The organism is Microvirga sp. VF16 (assembly GCF_016864375.1).
Taxonomy (GTDB): domain Bacteria; phylum Pseudomonadota; class Alphaproteobacteria; order Rhizobiales; family Beijerinckiaceae; genus Microvirga.
On record NZ_CP069354.1, the window covers coordinates 3787932 to 3801256 of the forward strand.

Consider the following 13325-nt stretch of genomic DNA (forward strand, 5'->3'; position numbering starts at 1 on the left):
TTGGCACGAAGACTGGAGCGGCATCATTACCGAAAATCCCGTGCCTTGATCCTGATCCCGTTCCCGACTCGCTGATGCATGGTATCCATGTTTCGAAGCTTGTCCTCGATCGCCGGCGCTTTGTGCGAATCGCAGCGGCTGTCATGCATGGCTTCGTCGCCACACCCATACAGCAAGGGGGATGGCTCCTCACGGTCCCCGACACTCCTGAGAAGATCGGAGAGGTCCAGCATGTGCTCCGCCACCACATGGATCACGTCTCCCTCCTTCTGCACGCGGCCACGACAGCCAATCATCCCCGATGACAGGATCAACCGTCGTTGCTGCTCGAAGAGGGACGGCCAGATGACGAGGTTTGCCACATCGGTCTCATCCTCGATCGTCATGAACGTCACTCCCTGCGCCGATCCCGGTCTCTGACGCACGAGGACGAAACCGGCGAGGCTGACGCGCCGGCCATCACGGATGTTCTTGAGCTCCGCACAACGGATCATACGGCGACGCTCCAGTTCCTCTCGCAGGAAGGCGACCGGATGACGCCGCAGTGTCAGGCCTTTCGAGCGATAATCCTCGACCACCTCGCGCCCTGCCGTCATCGGCGTCAAGGACACGTCCGGCTCGAACCCTTCCGCACGGAATCGTTCATCACGCTCGTCCGCCGCCGCAAAGAGCGGCAGAGGGGTATCGCTCAGCCCCTTGATTGTCCAAAGCGCATCCCGGCGATTGACATTTAGGGAGCCAAAGGCGTCGGCCTCGGCGAGCCGTTCGAGAGCGGCAACCTTCACCTTCGCGCGAAGCCACATATCCTCGATTGAACCGAAGAGGACATAACTGCGTGCCGCAACAATCGAGGCGGCATCGCCATTGGCGAGCCCCTTTGCCATGCGAAGCCCGAGGCGTACAGCATAGCGGCCCTTCCGGCCAGTCGGTTCCAACGTGCAGTCCCAGCGCGAGTGATTCACGTCCACCGGCAGGACGTCGACCCCATGCTCCCTCGCATCGCGTACGATCTGCGCCGGCGCGTAGAAACCCATAGGCTGCGAGTTCAAAAGAGCGCAGCAGAACACGTCCGGATGGTGGCATTTCATCCAGGACGAGGCATAGGCGATCAGAGCGAAGCTTGCGGCATGGCTCTCTGGGAAGCCATAGGAGCCGAAACCCTCGAGCTGCTTGAAGATGCGTTCGGCGAATTCCTGCGTGTAGTTTCGAGCCAGCATCCCCTGGATGAGCTTGGTCTGAAATTTCGAGACATCGCCGTGGGCTTTGAAGGTCGCCATGGAGCGCCGCAGCTGATCGGCCTCCGAGGGTGTGAAGCCCGCGCATTCGATGGCGACGCGCATCGCCTGTTCCTGAAAGAGTGGCACACCGAGCGTCTTGCCGAGAACGTTTTCAAGCTCCGGTGTCGGATAAGATACTTCTTCGCGGCCCTCCCGCCTGCGGATGAAGGGATGAACCATGTCGCCCTGGATCGGTCCGGGCCGGACGATCGCCACCTCGATCACGAGATCGTAGAATGTTTCGGGCTTCAGCCGCGGCAGCATCGCCATCTGCGCGCGGCTTTCGATCTGGAACACGCCGATCGTATCGGCGCGGCGGATCATGGCGTAGGTCTCAGGATCCTCCGCCGGAATGGACGCCAGATCGTGGCTGATATCCTTGTGCTCCAGCAGGAGCTCGAAGGACCGGCGCATGCAGCCGAGCATGCCGAGGCCCAGCACATCGACCTTCATGAATTTCAGGATCTCGATATCGTTCTTGTCCCATTCGATGACCTGCCGGTTCTCCATGGCGGCGGGCTCGATGGGCACCAGATCGTCGAGACGGTCCTGCGTCAGCACGAAGCCACCCGGATGCTGCGAGAGATGGCGCGGCGTGCCAATCAACTCGCGGGCCAGTTCAAGGGTCAACCGCAGGCGCGGATTATCGAGGTTGAGGTTCAAGTCCTTGACCTCTTCCTCGCTCACGCCTTCCGCACCCCAGCCTCGGACAAGGCCTGACAGAGCACTCGTCACATCCTCCGGCATGCCCAGCACTTTGCCGACTTCGCGCACCGCCCCACGGGCGCGATAACAGCTCACGACGGCGGTGAGCGCAGCCCGGTTGCGGCCATAGGTGTCGTAGATCCACTGGATCACCTCCTCGCGCCGCTCGTGCTCGAAATCCACGTCGATGTCGGGCGGTTCGTTGCGTTCCTGCGAGATGAAGCGTTCGAAGAGAAGACCGGAGCGGACGGGATCGATGGAGGTGATGCCGAGCACGTAGCATACGGCGGAATTCGCCGCCGAGCCGCGTCCTTGGCACAGGATGCCTTGGCCGCGGGCGAAGCTCACGATGGAATGAACGGTCAGGAAATAAGGAGCGTAGTTGAGGCTCTCGATCAGTTTGAGCTCATGCCGCAGTTGCGATGCCTCTCGATCCGGCAAATCCTTGCCGTACCGTCTCTCGGCTCCCTCCCAGGTCAACCGCTCCAGTTTCTCCTGTGCGGTCTCGCCCGGCTCTGTCTCGCTCGGATATTGATAGCGCAGCTCATCAAGGGAGAAGCGACAGCGTCTGACGATTTCGTCCGTTCGTGCGAGCGCTTCAGGATGCCTCTCGAACAGACGCACCATCTCAGCCGGATCCTTGAGGAAGCGGTCCGCATGCCGCTCCAGACGGAAGCCAGCCTCGTCGATGGAGCAACCCTGGCGGATGCAGGACACGACGTCCTGTAGCATCCGGCGCGAGGGATGGTGATAGAGGACATCGCCCATCGCGACTGTTGGCACGCCCGCAGCTTGCGCCGCCTGCTCGACCTGCCACAGACGAAGATGCTCATTGGATGCGAAGCGGCGGATCAGCGCCATATAGGCGCGATTGCCGAAGGTGTGCTTCAATCGCTGCAGATTGAACGACAGGCTTTCATCGGCATGATCGCCGAGCAGCACCGCAAGCAGGCCTTCGTTCCAAGCCTCCACATCCTCCCACGCAAGCGCGCATTTGCCCTTCCCTGCTCGGCTCTTGCCGAGACTCAGCAACCGGCACAGGCGCGAATAGGCCGCGCGATCCGTCGGATAAACAAGAAGCGAAGTATTATCCATGAGATCGAGCCGGCAACCGACCACGAGGCGCACGCCCGTTTCCTTGGCAGCTTCATAGGCCCGCACGATTCCGGCCAAGGAATTGCGGTCGACAATTCCGAGCGCGGACAAGCCGACGAGCTTCGCCTGTTCGAACAGCTCGCGCGGGCTCGAAGCGCCGCGCAGGAACGAGAAATGCGTCGTGACCTGGAGCTCCGCATAGGTCATGCGAACAGCCCGTGCAGCCACCAGCGCCCGCCCTGAGCCGCCGGCGCATCGCGAAAGAGCCAGAAACGCGCACCCTGCTCATTCTCGACCCGGTAGTAGTCCCGCAGGGACGCGCGTTCACGCTCGGACTTCCACCACTCGCCCGTGATGCGCTCCGGTCCGTCGGCTCTCACCACGCGATGCTGCACCCGGCGCCAGACGAAAAAGCGGGGCGGATGATCCGGCAGCAGTGCCATGGCCGTCACAGGCTCGGGCGGATCGAGAAGACGCGTCGGCCGCGGCAGGTTCTCCGGCCAGACAACGCCTATTGCAGGAGAGAGAGGCGGAACGCGCTTCATGGACCGTTCCGGCACGCGGCTTTCGACGGGAGCGAGACGGTAGACGCGCTTTGGCCCGAGCCGTGCACTGAGTCGATCGACGAGGCGGCTCAAATCCACATCGGCCGTGTCGCCCTCCGTCAATCCATTCGCCTCGATTTGCCTCTCGCTCAGCGGCTCGGCCTTGCTGGCAATAAGCATGGCCGCTTCGATACCGAAGCCAGGATCGACCGTTTGCAGGCGTTCGTGGAATAGCTTTGCAAGATGGCCCGCCTCGCGTGTCGCTTTCGCGGTTCCGACGCGAAGCGCAGTGCTGCGCCGGTCGATGCGCTCGAACACAAGATCGAGACGGCGCACACCGAGAGATGCGCGTTCGAGATCGCGGCAGAGCCTGTCAGCAAGCCTTTTCACCACGCTCTGCAGATCCTCGAGCCGTCCGATCGGCTCGACGAAGGTGACGCGCTGTGCCGGCATTTCTGTCGGAACGAGCGGATTGAGCGGCTCGAAGACATGCCCGAAAGCCTGATCGAGCCGAAGCGCCACTTCCTTGCCGAAGCGACGAACCAGCGGCGCGCGCGGCATGGCTGCAAGCTGCCCGATGCGTTCAATCCCAAGTCGATGCAGCGCCTCGACTGTTGCCGGCGGCACGCGCAGAGCAGGAACTGGCAGATTCGCCACCGCTTCTATGGAACGGCCAGGAGGAATGACAATCTCTTTTCCATATCGCACGACGGCCCAGGCCGTGCCCGGCGCATCGGCCACGCAGGCATCTGCGCCAATCTTTTGGTCACGAATACGTCGGACGAGTTTGGTGAGGAGTTCTTTTTCACCTCCGTGCAAATGATCTGCACCGGCAATGTCGATCCACACGCCGTCAGGAGGATTGGGAGCGACGATGGGCGAGTAGCCGATGCACCAGCGCGCCAGCTCAGTGAGAGAGGCTTCGTCCTCCTCCGGCGTCGCATCGACGATATGCAGGTTCGGCACCAGCGCTTGCGCGTGAGCGATGGTCTGGCCGGGGTGCAGGCCAAGTTCGTGCGCCGCGTGATCGACAGAAGCGACCAGGCGGCGCGAACCTTCCGTTTTCACGGTAACGAGCGGCTCACCGTGCGGCGGCGCGCCTTTGCGGCGCCTGATCCGGTCGGTCGGCCAGGTCGGGAGATAGAGCGAGACGACCCTTCGCATCGCAGGCCTCGACAATCCAGGAGTAAGGTTCGCCGCCACGGCAGCGCAGGAGTTCGACATGCCATCGGGCACGACCTAAGCCCGGTGTCGGTGGAGCATGAGAGGCGAAGGGAGAGATGCGCCAGCGCGTGACAGCTGCGGAGGGAAGGCCTGTCAGCTCCTTCTCGGCCACAGTCCACCAGCGCCGCAGTGCAAGAGCCGGAACGCCCGAGGCCTCGGCCGCGAGCTGCAGACGGCGGGATGCGGTGAGGCCGAGGCTCGTCACCTCGCCGATGACGGCGGCAAGCCCCCGCTCGCGCAGCCCCTCCTCCATGACGGCCAGAACCTCGCGCTCGCGAAAGGTCTCGGCGTAAATCACGCGGTCGGGATGCAGGCCTACGCTCATCAGGCCGGGCACGAATAGATCGCGGCGGTTGAGGCACCAGAGCACGGGTCCCTTGAGCCGTGCGGCGATGCCGGCGATGAAGAGGGTCGCAGCGCCCGCGAACTCCGCCGCAGGACCGCCCTCGACCATCTCGTGCAGAGCCCCAAGAGCAAGGCCTCCCTGAGGAAGTCGCCGGTCGACGGCAGCAACGGCAAAAGGCAGAGGGCGACGCCTGTGCCGCCCTCCTTCCAGGCGCTCGATCCGGTGCCGCAAATCGGCAAGCGTCGTCTGTTGCCCGGCCCGCATGCGCCTTGCTCAACCTGTCCGTCGTTTCAAGATGTTCCTATTATGTTCTCATTTGCCTCAGAGTCAAACTGACGCAGCGGGAGCAGCAGGTTGTGTGGACAAAGACCCTATTTCCGCAGGGAAAGCACCCCCGGAGCGACCTGTGGAAAGGATGGGGATTCCTGGTAAAGCAACTTCTGACGGAAAAGGGCAAATTCCAGCTTGCCGTTTTCACATTCCCGTTTGGTATCAGCGCCGGCTCGACTTCATAGACCTGCGCTCGGCTATATCGATCTTTTCAACCAGATCCATCAGGTGGCGAGGATGATCTGCCCTAAGGGTGTCGGCATAAAGGCCCTTGAGAAAATGTCCCACCATCGCAGCTGTATGGCTTGGCGGCAGTGCAAGGGTATTGGGGAGCCGAAGCCCCTGGATCTGCTCGTCATCAGTCAGCATGACCAGGCTCCGTTTGCCTGGCATTCCCCTAACCCATATTAATGAGGCAACCCGCTCGCGAAGATCGGGTTTCAGCGTGGCGGCCACTTCTCAATCATCGGACTTGCCAGCGGCCTTTCGCAGGGCCGCGTTGATGCGATCCTGCCAGCCGGGACCATCCTCCTGGAAGAACTCAAGCACATCCTGATCAATGCGGAGGGTAACGGTTTCTTTCACGCCAGGGATCGCTGCAGCCTTCGGAGGCCCCTCGATCGGCTTCGTTGTAGCCTTCTTGAAGGCGGCCTCGGCGGCCTTCATCGGATCGCTTGGGCGCCGGCCGCTTGGTGACCTCGACATCGTTTCTCTCCCTAACTTCTTCTGCAGTGAGCCCTCTACGCTTTCTTCAGGCGTCGGATCTCCCGTAGCGAGGACAGCCGCCACATCACCAGAAGGAAGAGATGCTATAAGCAAGGATGCCGGCTACAACGAGGAGGGCAGCGGTCTTCCAGTGTCTCTGCATGTGCTGGTGCAAGGTCATTCTGTGTCCTCTTCGCTGTTCCCGAAACTCGCGCTCAGGTGTCCACATATTGCTCAGCTTTCAGGTAATTGTAAGTTGAGAGATGAGAATTCCTAATCGTTTGGCTGGCGGCTCTTGAGGATTGGGGCCGCTTCAAGGACAAGCTGCACGAGAACGGGGATATCGGAGAAGGCCTGACAATCCACGGTCTGCGTCACACGGTTGGCGAGATGCTGGCGGAGTCGGAAGCCGGCCTGGACAAGATCAGGTAGGGCGCCGGGTCAAGGGACCAGTGCCATGGCACAGCACTATTCGGAGCGAGCGAAGAAAAGGTCGACGGTTCGAAGGGCTGTGGAGAAATTGGACCGTTGGGCACGCGAGAGTGTCTAACCCGGTTGCGTGCGAAACTGATGTCTAATGTTTTCAAGGATTAAGTGGTGCCCAGGGGCGGAATCGAACCACCGACACTGCGATTTTCAGTCGCATGCTCTACCAACTGAGCTACCTGGGCATCCGATGCGCGGCGGAGCCGTGCGCGTCGTGGAGGGGTGTATAGTCAGACATGGATCGCATGTCCAGCGGTTCAGGCGACAAAAATTCCGGGAAATGTGTTCAGGCTTCCCGGTCATCCTCATCCCGGTCGTTTTCCTCGCTTTCAACGGCTGGAATCGCATAGCTGCCGGAGAGCCAGCGGTTCAGGTCTACGTCGGCACAGCGCTTGGAGCAGAAGGGCCGGTATTCAGCTTGAGTGGGCTTGCCGCAGATCGGGCACTTGCCGGATGAAGCCAGGGGATTGTTTTCATTGGCGGCGTTCATGCCTCGCGCCTCCTTCCATTGCGGAGCAACTACGTGGTTATCGGCTCATCATTGTGCAAGGCGGCCTATAAATGCAGAGAGCGAGTTCAGGCCGCGTCGAGCCAGCTGAACCGGACGGGATAGCCCTCCCCGTCGAGCAAGGTCGCCGCTTCGTAGAGGGGCAGGCCCACCACATTGGTGTAGGAGCCGACGAGCTTGACCACGAAGGTTCCAGCGAGGCCCTGGATGGCATAGCCGCCCGCCTTGCCGCGCCACTCGCCGGAGGCGAGGTAGCGCTCGAACTCGTCCCGTGAGAGGCGCTTGAAGCGCACGCGTGTCTCTACCAGACGCTCGCGGACGGAGTCCTTCGGCGTGATCAGGCAGATCGAGGTATAGACCCGGTGCTGGCGGCCCGAGAGCTGGCGCAGGCAGCCTGCCGCCTCGTCCACCACCTCGGCCTTGGGCAGGATACGCCGCCCGACCGCCACGACCGTGTCGGCGGAGAGGATATAGGAATCCTTCAGATCCTCGCGGGTGCGGGCAACTTTCCGGGCCACTTCCGCCTTCGAGCGTGCCAGGCGCTTCGCCAGTTCCTTGACGCCCTCGTTCTTCAACGGGGTCTCGTCCACGTCGGCGGGCAGAAGGGCATCAGGCTCGATGCCGGCCTGCTGCAGGATGGCGAGCCTGCGCGGTGAGGCGGAGGCGAGAATGAGCTTCGGACGCCCGCTGGGCTTCGACACCTCGGAAGAAGACGCCACTTTTCTCTCCACGCTCCGGGATCCTTCGGGACCCCTCAAGAATGCTCAAACCGTCTAAGCTTGTCCCGGCGACAACATGGCACCGGAGACAGTTGAATCAAGTCGATCAAGCGACAGGCGGCGGTTCAGTACCGGATGGGGACGACGTGGTCTCGTCATCGCGCGCGGCACCGGCCCGTTCCAGTTTGCGATAGCGCATCACGCTGACCGGGATCGTCAGCAGGAAGATGACGGTGATCAGGCTCAGCATTTCCCAGGGGAAGCTGACGAGCAGGCCGAACGCCGCGACGGACAGGACGAAGATGGGCAGAACCCACTGGCGCGGTACGTACTTGCCCATGGTCTTCCCCGAATAGGTCGGGATCGTCGAGACCATGAGGAACGCGATGCCCACCACATAAACGAGGATCACGGGCGCGACCGAGGAATCCTGGATCGGCATGCCGAGGAACGACAGGTAAAGCGGCAGCAGCGCGCTCATGGCACCCATGGGTGCCGCCATGCCTACAAAAAAGTTCTTCTTCCATTCCGGCCGGTTGGGATCGTCGATCATGACGTTGAACCGGGCGAGGCGAAGCGCCGCCGCAATCGCAAGCACGATGGAGCCGATCCAGCCCACGCGCCCCAGTTCGTGCAGGACGAAGCTGTAGAGGATCAGGGCCGGGGTGACGCCGAAATTCAGAAAGTCAGCCAGAGAGTCGAGTTCCGCGCCAAAGCGGGAGGTGCCCTTCAGAAGCCGGGCGATGCGCCCGTCGACGCCGTCCAGAAAGGCGGCGACGATGACGGCCACGACGGCTCGCTCGTATTGCCCATCGAAAGCCAGCCGGATCGCCCAGAGTCCCAGACAGAGAGCGATCAATGTGATGATGTTGGGCGCGATCATCCGGAACGGAACCGGCTTGAAGAGCCGCTTGCGCGGCTCGTTCGGATCCGGGGCGAAGGGCGGGAAAAGGTCACTCATGGCAACAACCTAAGAGGAGCCAGCCTGACCGACAAGCAGAGCTGGGCAGTTTGCGGGTGATGGAAGAAGCGCAAACTGCTGTGGACGGTTCCGTCCAGGGGGCCGGCAGGGAAAGCTTTCCCCTGCCGACGCAATGCATCAGCCCACCCGGTACTGGCGCGCGGGCTCGTTGGCGGTGAGATCCGCGAGCACCGTCTCGCCCGCGACCGCCGTCTGGCCAAGGCCCACGAGAACCTGGGCGTTGAGCGGCACGAAAATGTCGAGGCGGGAGCCGAACCGGATGAGGCCGAAGCGCTCGCCGGTGCTCAAATGATCGCCAATCTTGACGAAGGACACGATGCGGCGCGCCACGAGGCCGGCGATCTGAACGACGCCGATCTTGGTGCCCGCCGTCTCGATCACGAGGGCATTGCGCTCGTTGTCTTCGCTCGCCTTGTCGAGCTCGGCATTGAGGAAGAGGCCCGGCGTATAGAGGATCTGGGCGATCCGACCCGAGACCGGCGAGCGGTTCACGTGGCAGTCGAACACGTTCATGAACACCGAGATGCGGGTCATCGGTTCGGGCGGCAGGTCGAGCTCGGCCGGCGGCACGGCAGTGGTGATGAGGTTCACCCGGCCGTCGGCGGGAGAAACGACAAGACCCTCCCGGAGGGGCGTCACCCGCGGCGGATCGCGAAAGAAATAGCAGACCCACACGGTCAGGATCGCGCCGATCCAGCCCAGGGGCGACCAGAGCCACGCCAGGACAATCGTCGCAAACAGCGCGATCAGGATGAAGGGATAGCCCTCCTTGTGGATCGGCACGAAGATGCGGCGCATCGATTCCAGGATATCGGTCATATTTTCACAGCCTCAGAGCGCCAGCGCATCGTGCGGAAAAGTGGCCTCGGTTTTCCGCCCCGAACGATGCGCCTAGTCAAAAATAAGCATCGGATAGGTCCCAAAAGTGCAAATCCACTTTTGGGTCCGATGCTCTAGCGTGGGATGGCAGGCGAAAGAGCGTCCGTCAACCTGCCACGCTCTCGGGGCTACGCTCTTCCTCCTCGGCCCGCTTGAGGGTTTCTCGGGCCTGATCCGCCTCGCGCTGGCGGTTCCACATGGCGGCATAGACCCCGCCATGGACCAGCAGGCTCGCATGATTGCCGCGCTCGACTACCCTTCCCTGGTCGAGAACGATGATCTCGTCGGCTCCGATGACTGTGGACAACCGATGGGCGATCACCAGGGTGGTCCGCCCCCGGCTGACCCGGTCGAGGGCGTCCTGGATCTCCTTTTCGGTGAAGGTGTCGAGCGCCGAGGTCGCCTCGTCGAGCACCAGGATCGGGGGCGCTTTCAAGATCGTGCGGGCAATGGCCACGCGCTGCTTCTCGCCGCCTGAGAGCTTCAGGCCGCGCTCGCCCACGGGCGTGTCGTAGCCCTCCGGCAGGAGGCCGATGAAGCGGTCGATCTGGGCTAGGCGGGCAGCCTCCCTCACCTCCTCCGGCGTTGCGTCCCAGCGTCCGTACTGGACGTTGTAACCGATGGTGTCGTTGAACAGCACCGTATCCTGCGGGACCATGCCGATGACCTTGCGCAAGCTTGCCTGCTGCACCCCGGCGATATCCTGTCCATCGATGAGGATGCGGCCGCTGGTGGGCTCATAGAAGCGGAACAGCAGGCGGGAGATGGTCGATTTGCCGGCGCCCGAAGGCCCGACGATGGCGACCGTATGGCCCGCCGGCACCTCGAAACTCACACCCTTGAGGATGGGGCGCTCGGGGATATAGGCGAAATGCACATCCTCGAAGCGCACCACGCCTTCCGCCACCTGCAGCGGCTTAGAACCGGGCTTGTCCTGAATCTCGGGATTGCGCTCGATGATTGCGAACATGTCGTCGATATCGATGAGAGCCTGTTTGATCTCGCGATAGAGCATGCCCATGAAGTTCAGCGGTATATAGAGCTGAACCAGCATGGCGTTGACGAGCACGAAGCTGCCGATGGACGCGCGGCCTTCCATAATGTCCCGCGCCGCCAGGACCATGACGATGGCCATGCCGATGGAGAAGATCACGGCTTGGCCCGCATTGAGCACGGCAAGCGACGTATAGGTCTGGGTCGAGGCCTTTTCGTAACGCTCCATGGAGCGGTCGTAACGGGCGGTCTCCCGCTGCTCGGCGCCGAAATACTTCACGGTCTCGTAGTTGAGCAGCGAGTCGACTGCCTTGGTGTTGGCGTCCGTGTCGGAGTCGTTCATCTGCTTGCGGATCGAGATCCGCCACTGGGTCGCCTTGTAGGTATAGGCGAGATAGACGACCACCATCACGAAGACGACGGCGGAATAAAGCCAGTTGAACTCCCAGGCGAGCAGGCCCAGCACCAGGACGAATTCGAGGATCGTCGGCAGGAGGGTCAAAACCACCAGCCGCGACAACTCCTCGATGCCCTCGCGGCCGCGCTCCAGCACGCGGGTCAGGCCGCCGGTCTTGCGCTCGAGATGAAAACGCAGGGACAGGCGGTGCATATGCTCGAAGGTCTGCAGGGCGAGCTGCCTCACCGCATGCATGGCAACCTTGGCGAAGATGCCGTCGCGCACCTGCGTCAGCACCGCCATGAGGATGCGGGTGATTCCGTAGATCACAGTCAGCAGGATCGGCGCCTTCCAGAGCCATGAGCCTGCGGTGGCCGCCGCCTCGGCACCCTGACCACCGCCGCTCGTGACCGCCACGAGTGCGTCCGTTGCCCATTTGAAGGCGAACGGCGTCACCATGGTCACGCCTTTCGCGACCAGCAGAAGGCCGAAGGCCAGGAAGACCCGTCGCTGGAGATCGGGCCTGCCGTGGGGCCAGAGATAGGGCCAGAGTTTTGTCCAGGTGGCCGCCAAGCCGTTAGGCTTTGGCGCAGCAGCGCTCGTCAGTGGGACGGCGGTGGAGGGAGGCATACGCGAGAATCCAATCGAAATCTTGGACCTCGATATAAGCTATCGACGGGATGAATTCACCCTAAGTCTGTAATTGTTCCAGTGTGTCGGAAGCTTAATTGCTCTTCGGCTCCTGCTCGCCGGGCAGCACGAAAACCTGACCGGGATAGATCAGGTCCGGATTGCGGATCTGTTCCTGGTTCGCGCCATAGATCACCGTATAGCGCAAACCCTTGCCATAGACCCGCTGGCTGATGCGCCAGAGATTGTCTCCGCGAGACACGATGGTGGTGTTGATGTTGGGGATCACGACCGTTCCGGCACCGGCCACCTGTCCGTGGGGCATGGCGGAGGCCACATCCTGCGAAGCCTGGGACTGGGCGGTCGGAGCGGTCGGCTGAGACGATGCCGGCCCCTGCGGCTGTGCAGAAGCGACCTGGACGGGCACGTTGAAGCCCACCTCGGCGCGTGACCTCACCTGACCGGAGACCGGATCCACATCATCGAGGCGGATTCGGTAATCGCCGGGCTTCACACCGCTGCCGATCGAGAAGGACACCTTGCCATCACTGCCGGCTCCGCCGGGAGCGATCAGGCTCTCGTTGAGGTAAAGACGCACGGTCGCACCGGGTGCCGACTGGCCGGACACGAAGAGCTTCCCCTCCTCGGCCTCGACGGTCACGATCTTGATCTCGGGTCGTGGCGCCGGTTGCGCAGGCGCTGGAGGCGGAGACACCGTCGGCGCAGCGCCGGCCTGCTGCTGTGGAGCCGGCTGAGCTGGCTGAGGCGCTGCAGGTTGGGCTTCGGCCGTCTTCGTGTCAGGCTTCGGCTCCTCTGCCACCTTGGCCGGCGGCTCGGGATTGGACAGGACCACCGTCGGTTTGTCCGGAGCCGTCAAAGTCACGAGCGGTCGTGTCTTGGCATCGGTGATGACAACCGTCACGCTCTGGGCGGAGCGCTGACGGGTACCGTCCGGCGCGATGGATTGCAGCACCACCAGATGGGAGCCCGGCGGCAAGGGTGGAGGCACGATGGCGAACAGACCTGAGGCATCGGCTGCAGCACGAGCGTGGACCTGATCGCCTCTCAACAATTCGATGGTTGCACCCGGAGCTGCGCGCCCGGCAATCACGCTCTCGCCATCCGGCTCGACCCGCACCAGATCGAAGGAAGGCGCGATGGATGCATCCTTGGGCTGAGCCGCGGGAGCCTCGCTCGGGGCTGCCGGCTTGGTAGCGGCCTGCTGTCCCGGTGCTGTCTGTGACGGAGCGGAGGGTTGGGCCGTCTGGGCGGGAGCTGTATTCTGCGAGGTCTCAGGCTTGCCAGACCATGACCAGTAGAGAACCCCGAGAAGGACTGCGACAACGGCTGCCGCAGCGGCACCCAGTAACGCAATTGTACCTTTAATTTCCTTCGGATGCGCCATGGTGCTTTTTCTCGAACGCGGCACTTTCGTGCATTTAAACCGTTTATCTTTCAAAAGGCTACGGCCATAAAGGACAAATAATGCCCTATGATTCAGCGC

The 13325-nt window shown here is 62.4% G+C and carries 11 protein-coding genes and 1 tRNA gene; all 12 read right to left on the reverse strand.

The annotated features are described in order from the left end of the window. Positions 1-26 precede the first annotated feature (26 nt). The gene (locus tag JO965_RS17655) at positions 27-3284 is read right to left on the reverse strand and encodes an error-prone DNA polymerase (protein ID WP_203444243.1); all 3258 of its coding nucleotides are present in this window, start codon (positions 3282-3284) and stop codon (positions 27-29) included. After that, positions 3281-4786 (reverse strand): DUF6504 family protein, encoded by a 1506-nt coding sequence (locus tag JO965_RS17660; RefSeq protein WP_203440319.1) that lies wholly within the window; start codon positions 4784-4786, stop codon positions 3281-3283. The genes JO965_RS17655 and JO965_RS17660 overlap by 4 nt, the downstream gene beginning before the upstream one ends. Then, positions 4704-5456: an ImuA family protein gene (locus JO965_RS17665; RefSeq protein ID WP_203440321.1), complete on the reverse strand. Its 753-nt coding sequence runs from the start codon at positions 5454-5456 to the stop codon at positions 4704-4706. Before JO965_RS17665 ends, JO965_RS17660 begins: the two co-directional genes overlap by 83 nt. A 228-nt stretch (positions 5457-5684) precedes the next feature. Next, positions 5685-5978 (reverse strand): hypothetical protein, encoded by a 294-nt coding sequence (locus tag JO965_RS17670; RefSeq protein ID WP_203440322.1) that lies wholly within the window; start codon positions 5976-5978, stop codon positions 5685-5687. 3 nt (positions 5979-5981) lie between these two features. Then, positions 5982-6227, reverse strand: coding sequence for a BrnA antitoxin family protein (locus tag JO965_RS17675; protein ID WP_203440323.1), 246 nt, complete (start codon positions 6225-6227; stop codon positions 5982-5984). Positions 6228-6822: 595 nt separating this feature from the next. Continuing rightward, positions 6823-6898 (reverse strand) — tRNA-Phe (locus tag JO965_RS17680). 101 nt (positions 6899-6999) lie between these two features. Then, positions 7000-7203: a DNA gyrase inhibitor YacG gene (yacG, locus tag JO965_RS17685; protein ID WP_203440325.1), complete on the reverse strand. Its 204-nt coding sequence runs from the start codon at positions 7201-7203 to the stop codon at positions 7000-7002. Between the two features lie 86 nt (positions 7204-7289). Beyond that, positions 7290-7940: a Maf-like protein gene (locus JO965_RS17690; protein WP_203440327.1), complete on the reverse strand. Its 651-nt coding sequence runs from the start codon at positions 7938-7940 to the stop codon at positions 7290-7292. A gap of 106 nt (positions 7941-8046) precedes the next feature. Then, positions 8047-8901, reverse strand: coding sequence for a phosphatidylcholine/phosphatidylserine synthase (locus tag JO965_RS17695; RefSeq protein WP_203440329.1), 855 nt, complete (start codon positions 8899-8901; stop codon positions 8047-8049). Positions 8902-9039: 138 nt separating this feature from the next. Then, entirely contained in the window at positions 9040-9741 is a 702-nt protein-coding gene (locus JO965_RS17700) for a phosphatidylserine decarboxylase (protein ID WP_203440330.1), read from the reverse strand. A 166-nt stretch (positions 9742-9907) separates the two neighbouring features. Then, entirely contained in the window at positions 9908-11821 is a 1914-nt protein-coding gene (locus tag JO965_RS17705; protein WP_203440331.1) for an ABC transporter ATP-binding protein/permease, read from the reverse strand. Positions 11822-11915: 94 nt separating this feature from the next. Next, positions 11916-13226, reverse strand: coding sequence for a LysM peptidoglycan-binding domain-containing protein (locus tag JO965_RS17710; protein WP_203440332.1), 1311 nt, complete (start codon positions 13224-13226; stop codon positions 11916-11918). Positions 13227-13325: the final 99 nt, after the last annotated feature.

Excerpts from the sequence above, each read along its gene's own strand:
- JO965_RS17695 (WP_203440329.1), bottom strand. The coding sequence starts at position 8,901 with ATGAGTGACCTTTTCCCGCCCTTCGCCCCGGATCCGAACGAGCCGCGC.
- JO965_RS17660 (WP_203440319.1), bottom strand. The coding sequence starts at position 4,786 with ATGCGAAGGGTCGTCTCGCTCTATCTCCCGACCTGGCCGACCGACCGG.
- JO965_RS17710 (WP_203440332.1), bottom strand. The coding sequence starts at position 13,226 with ATGGCGCATCCGAAGGAAATTAAAGGTACAATTGCGTTACTGGGTGCC.
- JO965_RS17705 (WP_203440331.1), bottom strand. The coding sequence starts at position 11,821 with ATGCCTCCCTCCACCGCCGTCCCACTGACGAGCGCTGCTGCGCCAAAG.
- JO965_RS17675 (WP_203440323.1), bottom strand. The coding sequence starts at position 6,227 with ATGTCGAGGTCACCAAGCGGCCGGCGCCCAAGCGATCCGATGAAGGCC.
- JO965_RS17655 (WP_203444243.1), bottom strand. The coding sequence starts at position 3,284 with ATGACCTATGCGGAGCTCCAGGTCACGACGCATTTCTCGTTCCTGCGC.
- JO965_RS17665 (WP_203440321.1), bottom strand. The coding sequence starts at position 5,456 with ATGCGGGCCGGGCAACAGACGACGCTTGCCGATTTGCGGCACCGGATC.
- JO965_RS17700 (WP_203440330.1), bottom strand. The coding sequence starts at position 9,741 with ATGACCGATATCCTGGAATCGATGCGCCGCATCTTCGTGCCGATCCAC.
- yacG (WP_203440325.1), bottom strand. The coding sequence starts at position 7,203 with ATGAACGCCGCCAATGAAAACAATCCCCTGGCTTCATCCGGCAAGTGC.